Below are 16,233 nucleotides of genomic sequence, written 5' to 3' on the forward strand. Positions count from 1 at the left end.
AGAAAAGGGCACTTCGAACGGCACGTTCGCAGTGCCCCGAGAGTCGGTGATCCGGGCGCCTGCGCCGGATCACGGTGTTGCTGCGCCGCTGCCGATGCTGCCGGTCAGGGGCGCCAAAGCCCGGGCAAGGCGGACGGGACTATATCTCTTCCGCCTCCATCTTGATCGCGCCGCAGGGGCATTCGGCAACGCACATGCCGCAACCCTTGCAGTAGTCGTAATTGAACTCGAAGCGCTTGCCGGGGCCGAGCTTGATCACCGCATTGTCGGGGCAGACGCCATAGCAGTTGTCGCATTCGAAGCAGTTGCCACAAGACAGGCAGCGCCGCGCCTCGAAGAGGGCGTTGCTCTCGTCCAGCCCACCCTGCACCTCTTCGAAGGTCGACTGGCGGCGAATGATGTCGAGCATCGGTCGCACCGTCTTCGGTGCATCGGCGTAATACCAGGTGTTGAGGTTTTCGAAGGTCGCCACCTCATGCTTGGGTGGTGCCACATACTCTTCGCCCCGCAGCCAGGCATCGATGTTCCGCGCCGCCTTCTTGCCGTGACCGATCGCGACCGTGACGTTGCGCTCGGCCGGCACCATGTCGCCGCCGGCAAAGATTCCGGCGTGACCGGTCATCATGTTGGCGTTGACCTGCACCACACCGTCGCTGACCTGGAGTCCGGGCACTCCCTCGAGCAGCCCGAGATCGACATCCTGACCCAGAGCCAGCACCAGCGAGTCGGCCTCGATGGTCTCGTACTCGCCCGTCGGTTGCGGGAAGCCCTTGCTGTCGAGTGCCATCTTCTCGATCGTCAGCGAGGATTCGTGCGCCTGCTTGATCGTCGACAGCCACTTGACCATGATGCCTTCCTGCAGCGCCTCTTCGACTTCGAAGTCGTGCGCCGGCATCTTCTCACGCGTGCGGCGATAGACGATCAGTGGTTCGGCCCCCATGCGCTTGGCCGTGCGGGCAACGTCGATGGCCGTGTTGCCGCCACCATAGACGACTACGCGGCGGCCGAGCAGCGGCTTGTCCTCTCCCTCCATGCTGCGCAGCAACGAGATGGCATCGATGATCTTCGCCGCGTCACCGGCGGGAATCATTGCCCGCTTGCCGATGTGTGCGCCGACCGCGAGGAAGGCCGCGTCGAAGCCACCATCCTGCATCGTCGCGAGGATGTTCTCGACCTTGCTGCCGAGCTTCACAGTGACACCGAGGTCGACGACCCGCTGCATCTCGGCTTCCAGCACGTCGCGCGGCAGGCGGTATTTGGGAATGCCGAAGCGCATCATGCCGCCGAGCAGTGGCCCGGCTTCCTGCACCGTGACCTGGTGGCCGAGGCGGCGCAGGTGGTAGGCGGCCGACATTCCCGATGGTCCGGCGCCGACTATCAGGACGCGCTTGCCCGACTCGCTGGCAGGCGCCGTCAGTTTCCAGCCGCGCTTGAGCGCCTCGTCGCCGAGGAAGCGTTCGACCGAATTGATGCCCACCGGCGCATCGAGCTGGCCGCGGTTGCAGGCGCCCTCGCAGGTGTGATAGCAGACCCGCCCCATGATCGCCGGGAACGGGTTGTCTTTCGTCAGGTGTCGCCAGGCGCTTTCGTAGTCGCCCGATTCGGCGTGGAACAACCAGCCCTGGATGTCCTCGCCGGCCGGGCACTGCTTGTTGCACGGTGGCAGGCGGTCGAGATAGACCGGCCGCGAGGTGCGCCAGGAGCCGGTGCGGTTGGCCAGCGATGAGCCGGGATCCAGTGTGATCGCAAAGGGTTTGTCCATCAGTTCGCCTCCTGGTCGAGCAGTCCGTACTTGCGAATGTTCTTGTCTGCAGCCGCCTGCAGGCGCGCGATCGTCTCCACTGCCGGCTTCTTGCCGAACAGGTGTGCATAGCGCTTCTGCAACTTGAGGTATTCCTCGACGGGTTGCGGCCGGCGGATCTTGAGAACCCCCGTGACCTCGCCATTTTCGGCCTCGAACACCGGGAAGATGCCGGTTTCCTTCGCCAGTCGCGCCAGCTTGATGGTGTCCTGTGACGCCGCGCCCCAGCCGAGCGGGCAGGGCACGAGAATGTGGATGTAGCGGGCGCCACGCAGACCCATCGCCTTGGTGACCTTGTACTCGAGGTCGCGCAGGTCGGCGACGGTCGCCGTTGCGACGTAGGGGATCTCGTGTGCCATGGCGATCGCCGGCACGAACTTGCCTTGGCCGAAATTGTTGCCCGGCTCCGGCCCGACCGGCATGGTGGTCGCCGTGCGGGCTGCCGGTGGCGTCGCCGAACTGCGCTGGACGCCGGTGTTCATGTAGCCGCCGTTGTCGTAGCAGATGTAGAGCACATCGTCGTTGCGCTCGAACATCCCGGACAGACAGCCGAAACCGATGTCGGTCGTGCCGCCGTCACCGCCCTGGGCGACGACGCGGACGTCATCCATCTGGCCCTTCTGCCGCTTGACCTTGATCGCCGCGGCGATGCCGGTACCGATTGCCGCCGTGTTGCCGAACAGCGAGTGAATCCACGGGATTTGCCAGGAGGTTTCCGGGTAAGGGGTCGAGAAGACCTCGAGGCAGCCGGTGGCGTTGGCAGCGATCAGGCGTCCGCGGGCGGCATTCATCGCCGCATCGATCGCGTAGCGGGCGCCAAGCGCCTCGCCGCAGCCCTGACAGGCGCGGTGTCCCGAGTTGAGTGAATTGGTGCGCTCGACGTTGGCCTGGACGCTGCGCTCCTCGGCGGAGAGCAGGCGGTTGCCGACCGTGAAGGTGCCGGTCTGGTAGAAATGAACGGGTTGGAAGCTCATGATCGTTCTCCTCAGCCGATGCGGGCGGCAACGACGCCGATATCGCGCAGCATGCTCTCGGCTGCCGGACCCGAACGGCGCGTGGTGCGCTCACGTTCGAGCTGCTTGTTGACGACCTTCCAGTCGAGATCGAGGAACGTGAGGTGGCCGAGCTCGCCACTGATCGCCTTGCTGAACAGTCCGCGCAGCGACTTGCGCGTGATGGCGCGGCCGCCGAGTCCGGCGACCACGGTATGGCCGTGCAACTGCAACCCGGACATCGCCATGCGCACGTCGGTCGACAGAATGCCGCCGATGCCGACCGCCAGGCTCTTCTCGAGGACCACCACACGCTGCGCGTTCTGCAGCGCGGCACGGACGTTGTCGAGCGGGAACGGACGGTACGAGGTGATGCCGAGGACGCCGATCCGCTGGCCCTCCTGGCGCATCTCGTCGACGGTGTCCTTGATCGTGCCGAGGACCGAGCCCATGGCGACGACGACGATGTCGGCATCGTCAACCAGGTAACTGTGGGTCAGGCCACCGGAATCGCGGCCGAAGACCGCCTTGAACTGCTCGGCCAGCTGTGGAATCCGCTCGAGCGCCTGCATCTGCTTCGCGTGCGCCAGGTAACGGACCTCGGAAAAGGCTTCCGGACCGACCATCGCGCCGATCGACACCGGCTCCTTCGGATCGAGCACCTGGCGGGGCTCGTACGGCGGCAGGAAGGCGTCGACCTGCTCCTGCGTCGGGACGTCGACGCGCTCGTAGGCGTGCGTCAGGATGAAGCCGTCCATGCACACCATCACCGGCAGGCTGACCTCTTCGGCCAGCTTGAAGGCCTGGATGTGCAGGTCGAGCGCCTCCTGGTTGGTTTCGGCAAACAGCTGGATCCAGCCGCAGTCGCGCTGCGACAGCGAGTCGGAGTGGTCGTTCCAGATGTTGATCGGCGCACCGATGGCGCGGTTGGCGACCGTCATGACGATCGGCAGTCCGAGTCCGGAAGCGTTGTAGACGGCCTCGACCATGAACAGCAAGCCCTGCGAGGCAGTGGCCGTGTACGTCCGGGCGCCGGTAGCCGACGAGCCGATGGCGACGCTCATGGCGGCGAACTCGGACTCGACGTTGATGAACTCGCAGTTGGCAACCTCACCCGCCTTGACCATTTCGCCAAGGCCTTCGACGATGTGCGTCTGCGGCGAGATCGGATAGGCGCAGATCACCTCCGGCCGACAGAGTGCGACCGCTTCGGCGACGGCGTGTGAACCCTCGGTCTGTTTAAGCATGTGCAGTCTCCTCGTGCCGCGCGCCCGCGATCTCATCGACGACGAACTGGAAAGCCTCGCTGGCGGCGGCGACGTTGCTGCTCGCCACCTTGTCGGAGAACTTGGCGTTGATCGCCTGGATCACCGATTCCAGGCGAATGATCCCCGAGGCGGCGGCAAAACCGGCCAGCAGCGGCACGTTCGGCATCGGCCGGCCGACATGCTTGCGGCTGAGGTCGGTGGCCGGCACCGTGCACAGGCGCTCCTTCGGCCAGTCGCGGACATAATCGCCGAGGCCCAGTTCGTCGAAGCTGCGGCTGGTGTTGATCAGGATGTAGCCGTTCTTCTTCAGGCCGCTGAAGACATCGACCTGATAGAGCAGGGTGGGATCCTGGATGATCAGTGCGTCCGGTTCCATGATCGGTTCGCGCAGCCGGATCTCCTTGTCGGCGATGCGGCAGAAGGCGACGACAGGGGCACCGGTCCGTTCCGAACCGAAACTCGGGAAGGCCTGAGCGTGGCGGCCCTCCTCAAAAGCAGCAATCGACAGCATCTCGGCAGCCGTCACCACGCCTTGGCCGCCGCGACCGTGTATTCGGACCTGGAACATATTTCCTCCATTGTTTTACATCGTTCTTTCGACGTTCGCGCAGCATAGCCGAGTTCAACTCCGATGAAAACAACGATACCGCGGCGTATGGTGAAGGTTCCCGCCACGATGTGAAGAGTCCGCTCAGGATCGGCGCGCCAGGACAGAAGGCGACGCTGACCGCGCGGTCGCCGGGCGACGGTCGTCAGCTGGGGCTGCTGGCGAGGCCGGCCGCTGTCCGTCGGGCCGTCGACAGGACGCGTTTCCTCGGCGTCTCGCCGGATGATGAAGTCGACAATCTGCTGATCGGGCGCGCAACCCCGTTGCCTCGGTAGCGGGCGCTATTGGTCCTCCTGCTCAGCTCCGCAGCGGTGGTGGCCGGCGGGGCCGCCCACAGAATCTCGCGTGGCGAGCGAAATCGACCTCGCTGGCCGCCGGTTCCGCAGCATTGAACTGACGGGGTCGTCCTGCCTGATCGTCGCCGCTCCGCCCAGCGACGACGGCAGCTTCATGCTCTTCCGCTGGTCGGCACGGGCAGGCGACCCGCCGCAGCCCGTGGCGGGTGTCGATCGGCACGATCTGCGCCCGGAAGCCTTGTTCGCCATCCCTGGCGGCGCGCGGCGAAGCGCGATCCGTGCGGCGCCCGCGTTGCTACGCCCGGCGGGGGATCAGCACGGTGTAGTCGAAATCGAGCAGTACACCCGTCTCGTAGGCTCCGTCTGCGGTCCGGTACGGGAAGTTGGCACACGGCAGGTCCTTGGTAGCCACGGTACGCAGCCGCAGTGCGCCGACGTCGCTGCGCCCGGGTAGTGCCAGCGGCTCGATGACTTCCGTCCACGCGTAGATGGTGTCGCCGGCGAAGGCGGGGCTGACGTGCCGCCCGCCATTGATGGCGGCGATGCTGAAGGCATTGGCGAGCCCGTTGAACGACAGCGCCCGTGCCAGGCTGACGATGTGCCCGCCATAGACCACGCGCCGCCCAAAACGGCCGCCGCGCTCGCTCTGCTGGTTGAAATGCACACGCGAGGCGTTCTGGTAGAGGCGGGTGGCCAGCATGTGTTCGCTCTCTTCGATCGTCATCCCGTCGACGTGGTCGATGCGCTCGCCGGCAGCATAGTCTTCCCACAGTTCGTCGCTGCCGGCCAGCGAGCCGTCGTACTGGCTGAGGCGGATTCCCGCCGGCACGACCAGTTCGCTCACATCGATCGCCTCGGGCAACTCGGGGACACAGGTCGGCGGGGCCGGCGACTGCGGATCGCGCTTGTGCACCATCACCCAGCGGCAGTATTCGAGGGCGATCTGGCCGCGCTGGTTGACGCCGCAAGAACGGACGTGGACGATGCCGGACCTGCCGTCGCTGTTCTCCTTGAGCCCGATCACCGTCGAGTCGGCGCTCAGCGTGTCGCCCGGATAGACCGGGTGGCCGAAACGGCCGGCCGCGTAGCCCAGGTTGGCAACGGCGTTGAGCGAGATGTCCTGCACCGTGCGCCCGAACACCATGTTGAGCGCGAGCAGGTCGTCGACCGGCGCGCGCGGGAAGCCGAGACTGTGGGCGAAGGTATCGGCGGAGGTGGTCGCGAAGCGCGATCCGGTCAGGGCCGTGTACAGCGCAACGTCGCCTTCGGTGATCGTTCGCGGCGGCGCATGGGCGATCTTCTGGCCAACCTGGAAATCCTCAAAGAAGTTGCCGAGTCTGTTCTTCGCTCTCACTGAATGTCCTCCCTCTGCCGTTGATCGGGTTTCCTACAGGCCATAGGCGGCGGCGAGCTCGGGGTCGCGTCGGGCGACCAGCCGCGCCAGGTCGACAATGACCTTCGCCTGTTTCCAGGTGGCATCGTCCTGCATCTTGCCGTCGATCGTCGCCACGCCGCTGCCGTCAGGCATCGCCTCGAGGATACGCTTGGCGAAGAGGACTTCCTTGATCTCGGGGCTGAAAACGCGCTTGGCGATGGCTATCTGGTTCGGTGCCAGCGACCAGGCACCCGAGCAGCCCATCAGGAAGGCATTGCGGAACTGCGCCTCGCAGGCGGCTTCGTCCTTGAGGTCGCCAAACGGCCCGTAGAACGAGCGCAGACCATGTGCGACGGCTGCGTCGACCATGCGCGCGACCGTGTAATGCCAGAGGTCCTGCTGGAAGAAGGGGCGCTGCGCCTGGCCCGCCTCGGGGTCGGCGAGGACGCCGTAGCCCGGATGGCCGCCGCCGACGCGCGTCGTCTTCATGCCGCGGGAAGCCGCCAGATCGGCCGGGCCCAGGCTGAGGCCATGCATGCGCGGGCTGGCGCCGCAGATCGCCTCGACGTTGGTGACACCCTGCGCCGTCTCCAGCAGTGCGTGCAGCAGGATCGGCTTGCGCACCGCGTACTTCGCTTCCAGTAGCGCGACGTACTGATCGACGAAATGGATGTCCCACGGTCCCTCGACCTTGGGAATCATGATCACGTCGAGTTTGTTGCCGACATGGCGGATGATCTGTTCAAGGTCATCGAGAACCCATGGGCTGTTCAGCGCATTGACGCGCACCCACATCGCGGTGTCGCCGAAATCGTGCTGGCGCAACAGTTCGATGAAGCCGGAACGCGCCGCTTCCTTGGCGTCGATCGGGATCGCGTCCTCGAGGTTGCCGCACAGGACGTCGCACTGCCGGGCGGTCTCCGGCGCCTTGGCGCGAATCTTCTCGATGTGCGGCGGAAAGAAGTGGATCATCCTTTCGGGTCGTACCGGCAGTTCACGCAGGGGTTGCGGCGCACCGATGGCGAGCGGTTTGTAGAAATGGACGGGCAGTTTCATGGCGTTTCCCCTGGTAGCAAGAAAGCGGATGGGTGCGGCGGCAGGAAGTGTCCTGCAGCGGTGGTGTCAGGCCGGTCCGGCAACGATGCGCGCGTCGTGCAGGCGGCCCACCTCGGCCTCGCTCAAGCCGAGAATGTCGAGCAGAATCTCGTCGGTGTGCTCGCCGAGCCTCGGCGCCGGCATCGCCGGCAGGCGCGGTACGCGGCTGAAGTCCAGCGGTGTCGCTGGCATCAGGTAGGAGCCGACGCCCGGCTGGTCGACCAGCGAAAACATCGGGTTGTCGGTCGAACAGTCCGGGTCGAGCGCGATCGCTTCACGCACGCTCCGGTACGGACCCCAGGTGACGCCATGCGCATCGAGGGTCTGCGCCGCCTCGGCGAGCGTGCGGGCATGAAACCACGGGTCGAGCAGGGCAGCGATCTGTTGCCGCGCCCGATAGCGGTTGCCTTCATTCTCGAGGTCGAGGCCGAGGCGGGCAGCGAGGGTGGCGATTGCCTCGCGCAGACCGGTGGCCTTCAGCAGGCGGTGCCATTGCATGGCCGTCAGACCGACGATCATCACCCGCTTGCCGTCGAGCGTTGCGAAGTCGCGGCCGAAAGCGCCATACAGATAGTTGCCCTGCCGCGGCCGGTCGCTGTCATTGACCATCACCTCGGCCAGCATGCCGAAATTGCCGAGCATGGCCAGCGCCACGTCCTTCAGCGCCAAGCGGACGAGTTGTCCTTCACCGCTCAGGCGCCGATGCCGCTCGGCGGCCAGCAGGCCGACGGCGATCATCTGGCCGCTGATGAAATCCCAGGCGGGGAAGACGTGATTGACCATTTCCGGCGAACTGATCGGTCCGGTCATCATCGGCAGGCCGACCTGCGGGTTCAGCGTGTAGTCCACCTCCGAGCTGCCGTCACGGCGTCCGCTGAGGTTGACCATGATGAGGTCCTGGCGGTGTGCCTGCAGCACCTCGTAAGCCAACCAGCCCCTGGCCGGGAAGTTGGTGCTGAACAGGCCGGCGTGCTCGCCCGGCGCGCAGATCAGCTGTGTCAGCAGCTCCTGTCCGCGCGGGAAGCGGAAATCGACGACGATCGACCGCTTGCCCTTGTTCAGACCGGCCCAGAACAGGCTGTGCCGGCCATCGAGGGTCAGTGGCCAGCGACCCTGGTCGAGGCCACCGCCAGGCGGGTCGAAGCGGATGACCTCGGCACCGAGTTGCGCGAGCGTCATCCCGCCGAGTGGTGCGGCGACGAAGGCCGATCCCTCGACGACTCGCAAACCCTTGAGTATTCCCTGCATTGCCGGCTTGACCCCCCGTTTCAGATAGCGCCGGCATTGCCCGGCCGCTCCTCGGCCGCCGGTGGGCCTGCAGCGATCGCCGCACGCCGGGCACGGCCGGCAGGCCGATCGATTGGCGTGTGCCACCCGGCGCCAAAGCAAGCCTCGCAGTATAGTTTCAAAAGGCGGTCGCCGGTATAAGTGGCGACGCCTTGGCAATGGACGCGACCCGCAAGGGTGCGGGCATCGGGGGCGCGTCGGTGGCCTGGGGCCGTCCTGCGTGCACTCGGATGGGCCTGGCGCGAGGCGTCAGCAGCATCGGCGCCGGCATGAGCGGGAGATCCGAAACCCGCCTGGAAAAGTGGTCAGGCATGGTCTATAGTGGTTCCAGTCTTGCGGGAACGGTCGGGCAGTCCATCGTCGTGTCGGCGCGAAGCCACCGTGGAACCTGCAGAGGCGGCAGTCGGCTGCTGCGCGAAGGGCCCTGGCGGGCGGTCACGCAGTACGCAGGCACGAGTCGCAACGGCGTTGGCTTGGCAGTCGCAGGCGTCTCGGGCGCCGGCAATGGCATTTGGGGGGGGCGAGCGAAGTCCGGGGCTGCAGGTGGCCCGGCGAGGACGCCGCTTGCCGGACAGCAATACTTGCGAGTCGAAGGTGGAACCTGACCGGCGAAGAAGGAGCCAGGGAGCAGCCTGTCGTTGGCGGGCGGGAGCGGCTTGTCCTCGTTTCCGTTCCGACCTCGCCGGATGCCGTCGCGCGCCAGCCCGGGCTTCTGCCGGCGACCGTTCGCCAGCCTGGGTCGCCAGCCGATGCCGTTGCCGGTTGCCGGCAGCGCCGTGTACGGCCAAGTCGCTGGCGGCGCTTCCTCCTCCCCGTCCCGGGGACGTGGCCGGCGCATTCAGGGCGACGCCAGCACGCGGCGGCGATGGCCGTCCTGGAATCGCTCGCGCCGGCCGGCAGAGGTCGCGGGCCGCAGCGGGCGGCAGCTTGCCCGCCCCTTTCGGCGTGGCGGGCTGCGATCCGGCAGCCATCCTTTCCCTATCCCCGACCCCTCTGCCGATTGCGGGCGAGGGATTGGTCGTGCGTCGCTGGCGCGACTGGCACGCGAATGACGTATTCCCCTGACCTCAGAAACGATTACGGAGGCAACACATGAAGCTCACGCTGACCCCTGACGAACTCAACGCCTGCTATGGCGAGCTGCACGAGGCGAATGCAGCCTTCAAGGGGCATTACCCCGCGGATTCCTCCGAGAGGCAGCCGGTACACACGGTTTACGGCGGGGCCAATCTGTTCAAGGCCGGGTTTGCCGGCAAACTCGGCGAGGTGGCGCTGAAGACCCTCGACACCTATGCGCCGAACTATCACGTTTTCGCCCGCGTTCTCGGTTTGCCGGGTGCGGAGACCCTGCCCAGCAACCCGGTCGAAATCGACAGCCTGACCCGGGCGCTGGAAAGCAACCCGGAGCAGGTGCGCGAGATCAAGCAGGCTGCCTGGCTGGCATTCACCGTCTATAACCGGGTCGTCAAGAAGCTGCGGACCGAGCCCATCGAGGACAACCGCATCGACTTCGAGGATGGCTACGGCAATCGGCCGGACGACGAGGAGGATGGTCATGCCGTCGCCGCAGCGGACGAGGTCGCCAAGGGGATGAGCGAGAGCGTCCTCTCGCCGTTCATCGGCATTCGCATCAAGACCTTCTCCGACGAGTGCAAGGTGCGCTCGATCCGCACGCTCGACATCTTCCTCACACGGCTGGCACAGAAGACCGGCAGCCGCTTGCCGGAGAACTTCATCGTCACCCTGCCCAAGGTGACGACTCCGGAGCAGGTGTCGGCCTGTGCCGGCATTCTGGCAAGGCTCGAGGCGCGGCTGGGTTATCCGAAGGACTCGCTGCGCATGGAGATCATGATCGAGACGACCCAGTCGATCATCAACCACCGCGGCGAGAACACGGTGCCGCTGCTCGTTGCAGCCGCTGCCGGCCGCTGCCGGTCGGCGATCTTCGGCACATACGATTACACCGCCTCGTGCAACATCACGGCCGCGCACCAGAGCCACACCCACCCCTCGTGCGACTTCGCCCGCCACGTGCTGCAGGTCAGCCTCGCCGGTACCGGCATCACGATCAGCGATGGCGCGACCACCAGCATGCCGATCGGGCCGCACAAGGCCTCCGCGGGGTCCGCCCTTTCGCCACAGCAGCTGGACGAGAACCGCGCCGTCGTGCACGGCGCCTGGAAGCTGCATTACGACAACATCATGCACTCGCTGCAGCATGCCTACTATCAGGGATGGGACCTCAACCCCGGGCAGCTGCCGGTGCGCTATGCGGCGGTCGACACCTTTTTCCTCAGCGGGCTGCAGGATGCCTCGGCGCGGCTGAATGCCTTCCTGAACAAGGCAGCACAGGCGACGCTGGTGGGCAACACTTTCGACGACGCGGCCACCGGTCAGGGGCTGCTGAACTTCTTCCTGCGCGGCATGGCCTGCGGTGCCATCACGGAGCAGGAAGTGCTGGCAACGGGGATCACTCTGGACGAACTGCGCTCGCGTTCGTTTGTCCGCATCGTCAATAACCGGACACGGCAATAGACACCGCTCCGGAACCACGCAAGCAGAAAGGAATGAGTGATGACTGAGGTCAACTGCGGGATCCAGGGGGGGTTGCCGTATCTCGATGCAGCCGATGCGGCGATCGGGAAAGCGCTGGGCTGGATGAAGCAGCGGTGCATGGGCAGCAAGGGCGTGTCGAACGAGAAACTCGACGAGCACCAGATGGCCAGTTTCGATCTGGCCTGGTGTGCCGCCGAAGCGACCGCGGCGCGTTTTGCCGCGGACTACGCCGCCAGGGTGGTGGCTGCCGGCCAGCAGGGCGGCGGCGTCTGCCTCGAGGAGCGGATGGCGCTGGCGTTCTGCGCCGAGGCACTGCAGAACATTCACAACCGGTTGTGGGCGAGACCGCAGAGTTTCGGTCTGAGCGAGGCGGATGTCGCCGCGCTGGCTTCCTCCGGCCTCAGCCGTTTCTGCCAGTTGCAGCTCGACGCCGCTCACCTCGAAGCGCTCGGCCGTGACGTCATGGCGCTGAATGGGGCCAGCGGCGCCTACATGCTCAGCGATGATGCGACCATGATGCAGGATTCGTTCCGCAAGCTGGCGACGAACGTGGTGATGCCGCTGGCCGAGGAAATCCATCGCCACGACCGGATCATCCCGCAGGAGATTCTCGAGCCGCTGACCGAGATGGGCTGTTTCGGCCTGTCGATCCCCGAGCGCTACGGCGGCATCCAGAGCGACGATCATGAAGACAACATGGGGATGATCGTCGTCACCGAAGAACTGTCGCGGGGCTCGCTCGGTGGCGCCGGCAGCCTGATCACGCGACCGGAGATACTCAGCCGGTCGCTGCTCAAGGGCGGCACCGAGGCGCAGCGCGAGAAGTGGCTGCCACGGGTGGCGATGGGCGATCCGCTGTGCGCCATCGCCGTCACCGAGCCGGATACCGGTTCGGACGTCGCCGCCATGCGCCTCAAGGCCAGCAAGTGCGAGGGCGGCTGGATCCTCGACGGGGTCAAGACCTGGTGCACGATGGCCGGCAAGGCCGGCGTCCTGCTCGTCCTCGCCCGCTCCAACCCCGACCGCTCGCTGGGCCACAAGGGGCTCAGCATGTTCCTGGTCGAGAAGGATTCGTACGCGGGTCACGACTTCGAGTACCGCCAGCCCGGAGGAGGCGTTCTCAGCGGCCGCGCGATCGCCACCATCGGCTACCGCGGAATGCATTCCTACGAGGTCTTCTTCGACCACGTCTTCGTGCCCGACGAAAACCTGGTCGGGGGGCCGGAGGGCGAGGGCAAGGGTTTCTACTTCACCATGGCCGGCTTTGCCGGTGGTCGCATCCAGACCGCTGCGCGGGCCATTGGCGTCATGCAGGCAGCGTTCGAGAAGGCGGTTTCCTACGCCCAGGAGCGCAAGGCATTCGGCAAGCCGATCGGCGACTTTCAGCTGACGCGCGTCAAGCTGGCGCGCATGGCGACGCTGCTGACCGTCTCGCGTCAATTCACCTATGCCGTCGGTCGGCTGATGGACCAGGGTCAGGGGCAGATGGAAGCGAGCATGGTCAAGCTGTTTACCTGCCGCACCGCCGAGTGGCTGACACGCGAGGCGATGCAGATTCACGGCGGCATGGGTTATGCCGAGGAGACGGCCGTCAGCCGCTACTTCCTGGATGCGCGGGTGCTGTCGATCTTCGAGGGCGCGGAGGAAACCCTGGCCCTGAAAGTCATTGCCCGTTCATTGATCGACGCCGTCCAGTAGGGGCTGCAGCCGCCACGGCGCGTTTCGCAAGAGGAGCTTTCAATGTCGCAGGCAATTCGTTTCCGACCGCAGGTCGAACTCGCACGGACGGTCGGGGTGGACGTCGGCAAGGTCCGCCATCCGCACTATGGCCGCTATCTCGAGGAGTTCGAGCCCGGACAGGTTTTCGTTCACCCGCGTGGTTTCACCTTCTTCCGGGCGCAGATGGAAGCGTTCGCGCGGACCTACATGCAGTGCAATCCGCTCTACCTGAACGAGGAGTTCGCGCGGGCGAGCGGTTTCGCCGCTTTGCCGGCGTCGCCGCAGATGGTCTTCAACGTCGTTCTCTCGCTGGGCGTGCAGAACGATTCGGAGAAGGCGATGGCCAACCTTGGCTACTACGATGCGCAGTATCTGCGGCCCGTGCATGCGCAGGATACGATCCGCTCGCTGACCAAGGTCATCGACCGCAAGGAGCGCGGCGCCGGCAAGCCGGGGATCGTCACCATCCGCACGCTGGGAATCAACCAGCACGACGAGGTCGTGCTGCAGTACCAGCGCAAGATCATGGTCGCCGGGCAGGGCGGGCGGCCGCCGACGACACCATTGCCGCCGTCGGCGGACGGGCGGATGCCAGCCTTTCCGTGGGTCGATGAGGCCGAGGTCTTCCTGCCGCGTTTTCCGGATGTCCTGCCCGCCGGGCTCACCGGCCCGAGTTCCTGCTGCGAGGATTTCACGGTCGGCGAGATCATCGTCCATGCCAACGGCCGCACCATCACCGACGAGCATCTGCCGCTGACCTATGCGGTGGGCAACACCCATCCGCTGCACTTCGACCGCGTCTTCAGCTCCGGCCTGTCTGGCAAGATGAGCGGTGACCCGATCGTCTATGGCGGTCTCGTCTTCGCCTGGCTCGAAGGACTCGCCAGTCGCGATGTCAGCGACAACAGCGTCTGGGAACTCGGTTTCACCGAGGGCTACCACACGCAGCCGTCGATCGCCGGCGACACCGTCGCGGCGCTGTCGCGGGTACTGGCGAGCGAAGACGCTCCGGGCGAACTTGCTGCCCGCTTCGGGATCGTCAGCTTCCAGCTCATCGGCGTCAAGAACGTCAGCGCCGCCGCGGCGCTGGCGAAGCATGGCGCCGACCTGTTCATCAAGGAGAACGACAAGAAGGATCTCGGCAAGGAAAAGATCGACGAGAAGATTTTTGAGATCGAGAGGCGCCTCTTGATCAGAAAGAGGAGATAGTCATGGTTGCCCCGCGCAAGAATCGCGATCAGCCCTGGTTGATGCGGACCTACAGCGGTCACAGCTCGGCCAGGGCGTCCAATGCCCTCTATCGAACCAACCTCGCCAAGGGGCAGACCGGGTTGTCGGTCGCCTTCGACCTGCCGACGCAGACCGGCTACGACGCCGACAGTCCGCTGGCGCGCGGCGAGGTCGGCAAGGTCGGTGTGCCGATCTCGCACATCGAGGACATGGATCAGCTGTTCGACCAGATCCCGCTCGACCAGATGAACACCTCGATGACGATCAACGCCACCGCGGCCTGGTTGCTGTCCCTGTACATCGGCCTGGCGCAGCGACGCGGGATCGACCCGCGCAAACTCAGCGGCACGACCCAGAACGACATCATCAAGGAGTACCTCTCGCGCGGCACCTACATCTATCCGCCGGGCCCGTCGATGCGCCTGATCGCCGACACGATCAACTACACGGTGAAGAACGTACCGAAGTGGAACCCGACCAACATCTGCAGCTACCACCTGCAGGAAGCGGGAGCGACGCCGGTGCAGGAACTCGCCTACGCCCTGTGCACGGCGATGGCGGTCCTCGATCGGGTCAAGGCTTCGGGTGAAGTGCCACCGGCGGAGTTCCCGCAAGTCGTCGAGCGCATCTCGTTCTTCGTCAATGCCGGCATCCGCTTCATCGAGGAGTGCTGCAAGCTGCGGGCCTTCGGCGAGATGTGGGACGAGCTGACGCTGACCCGCTACCAGGTGGCAGATCCCAAGCTGCGCCGCTTCCGCTACGGTGTGCAGGTGAACTCGCTCGGGCTGACCGAGGCGCAGCCGGAGAACAACGTGCAGCGGATCGTCCTCGAAATGCTCGCCGTGGCGTTGTCGAAGCGCGCCCGGGCGCGCGCCATCCAGCTTCCCGCCTGGAACGAGGCAATGGGGCTGCCGCGCCCGTGGGATCAGCAGTGGGCGCTGCGGATGCAGCAGGTGATGGCCTTCGAGACCGACCTGCTCGAGTACGAGGACATCCTCGACGGATCGCCGGTGATTGCCGCCAAGGTCAACGAATTGATCGCCGGTGCCAGGCGCGAGATCGACAACGTCGAGGCACAGGGCGGGATCATTGCCGCAATCGAATCCGGCTACATCAAGCGCGAACTCGTCGGCAGCCACATGAGCCGCCTGCGCGCGATCGAATCGGGCGAGCTGAAGATCATCGGCGTCAACTGCTTCCAGGAGACGGCCGACTCGCCGCTGACGACTGGCAGCGACGGCGCCATCATGAAGTCCGATCCGGAGGCCGAGCGGCAACAGATCGAACGCTTGCAGCAGCACCGCCGGCAGCGCAACGACGCCGACGTGCGGGCGGCCCTGCAGGGGCTCAGCGATGCGGCGAAGGGCGGCGACAACATCATGCCCAGCTCGATCCGCTGCGCACTCGCCGGTGTCACCACCGGCGAGTGGGGTGACTTGCTGCGCGCCGTCTTCGGCGAGTTCCGTCCGCCCACCGGGGTCGACATCGCCATCGACAGCCGTGAGGTGCTGGGCAGGAAGGACCATGTGAGCGAACTCAGGGAGCGGGTCGGCCGCACCGGCAACGCGCTGGGTCGGCCGCTGAAGATTCTCGTCGGCAAGCCAGGGCTCGATGGCCATTCGAACGGCGCCGAGCAGGTGGCGGTCAAGGCAAGGGATGTCGGTTTCGAGGTCGTCTACGACGGCATCCGCCTGACGCCGCAGCAGATCGCCCAGGCGGCGCAGGAGGAAGGGGTGCATGTCGTCGGGCTGTCGATCCTCTCGGGAAGCCACATGGAGCTGGTCGGGTCGGTGCTGCAGGAACTGCGTGCCCGCGACTTGGCGGCGCTGCCGGTGGTTGCCGGCGGAATCATCCCGCCAGCGGATGCCGAGCGTCTGCGGTCGCTTGGGGTACGTGCCATCTATACGCCGAAGGACTTCAACCTGAACTCGATCATGGGCGACATCGTCGACGTCGTGCGGGAAAACAACGGCCTCGAGCGACTCGGCTCGCTGTCTTGAGAGGTAG

Annotated in this window: 11 protein-coding genes; 4 read left to right on the forward strand and 7 right to left on the reverse strand. The window is 65.8% G+C overall.

Annotated features, from left to right (window positions below; translation table 11 throughout):
- Positions 1 to 139: 139 nt before the first annotated feature.
- The 7 genes from HT579_10150 to HT579_10180 all read right to left on the reverse strand — a co-directional run bounded on the left by HT579_10150 (position 140) and on the right by HT579_10180 (position 8,682).
- Positions 140 to 1,762, reverse strand: a complete 1,623-nt coding sequence (locus tag HT579_10150; protein QKS29239.1) for an NAD(P)-binding protein — start codon at positions 1,760 to 1,762, stop codon at positions 140 to 142.
- On the reverse strand, positions 1,762 to 2,775 hold the full coding sequence (locus tag HT579_10155) for a pyruvate ferredoxin oxidoreductase (protein ID QKS29240.1): 1,014 nt from the start codon (positions 2,773 to 2,775) through the stop codon (positions 1,762 to 1,764). Before HT579_10155 ends, HT579_10150 begins: the two co-directional genes overlap by 1 nt.
- Before the next feature lie 11 nt (positions 2,776 to 2,786).
- Positions 2,787 to 4,040: a pyruvate ferredoxin oxidoreductase gene (gene porA, locus HT579_10160; GenBank protein QKS29241.1), complete on the reverse strand. Its 1,254-nt coding sequence runs from the start codon at positions 4,038 to 4,040 to the stop codon at positions 2,787 to 2,789.
- On the reverse strand, positions 4,033 to 4,629 hold the full coding sequence (locus tag HT579_10165) for a 2-oxoacid:acceptor oxidoreductase family protein (GenBank protein QKS29242.1): 597 nt from the start codon (positions 4,627 to 4,629) through the stop codon (positions 4,033 to 4,035). Before HT579_10165 ends, porA begins: the two co-directional genes overlap by 8 nt.
- A gap of 630 nt (positions 4,630 to 5,259) precedes the next feature.
- Complete coding sequence (locus HT579_10170; protein ID QKS29243.1) at positions 5,260 to 6,318, reverse strand: MaoC family dehydratase; 1,059 nt, start codon at positions 6,316 to 6,318, stop codon at positions 5,260 to 5,262.
- Between the two features lie 33 nt (positions 6,319 to 6,351).
- Positions 6,352 to 7,395, reverse strand: a complete 1,044-nt coding sequence (locus HT579_10175; protein QKS29244.1) for a CoA ester lyase — start codon at positions 7,393 to 7,395, stop codon at positions 6,352 to 6,354.
- Between the two features lie 66 nt (positions 7,396 to 7,461).
- Positions 7,462 to 8,682: a 2-methylfumaryl-CoA isomerase gene (locus HT579_10180; GenBank protein ID QKS29245.1), complete on the reverse strand. Its 1,221-nt coding sequence runs from the start codon at positions 8,680 to 8,682 to the stop codon at positions 7,462 to 7,464.
- Positions 8,683 to 9,813: 1,131 nt separating this feature from the next.
- On the opposite strand from HT579_10180, the gene HT579_10185 reads away from it, so the two are divergent.
- Genes HT579_10185 through HT579_10200 form a run of 4 tightly spaced genes read left to right on the forward strand, consistent with a single transcriptional unit; the run spans position 9,814 to position 16,226 of the window.
- A complete protein-coding gene (locus HT579_10185) occupies positions 9,814 to 11,256 on the forward strand; it encodes a phosphoenolpyruvate kinase (GenBank protein ID QKS29246.1) in 1,443 nt (480 codons plus the stop codon).
- A 39-nt stretch (positions 11,257 to 11,295) separates the two neighbouring features.
- Positions 11,296 to 12,975 (forward strand): acyl-CoA/acyl-ACP dehydrogenase, encoded by a 1,680-nt coding sequence (locus tag HT579_10190; GenBank protein QKS29247.1) that lies wholly within the window; start codon positions 11,296 to 11,298, stop codon positions 12,973 to 12,975.
- A 42-nt stretch (positions 12,976 to 13,017) separates the two neighbouring features.
- Positions 13,018 to 14,205, forward strand: a complete 1,188-nt coding sequence (locus tag HT579_10195; protein QKS29248.1) for a MaoC family dehydratase N-terminal domain-containing protein — start codon at positions 13,018 to 13,020, stop codon at positions 14,203 to 14,205.
- Between the two features lie 2 nt (positions 14,206 to 14,207).
- A complete protein-coding gene (locus HT579_10200) occupies positions 14,208 to 16,226 on the forward strand; it encodes a protein meaA (GenBank protein ID QKS29249.1) in 2,019 nt (672 codons plus the stop codon).
- Positions 16,227 to 16,233 lie beyond the last annotated feature (7 nt).

This window comes from Candidatus Accumulibacter similis, from assembly GCA_013347225.1.
Classification (GTDB): Bacteria; Pseudomonadota; Gammaproteobacteria; order Burkholderiales; family Rhodocyclaceae; genus Accumulibacter; species Accumulibacter similis.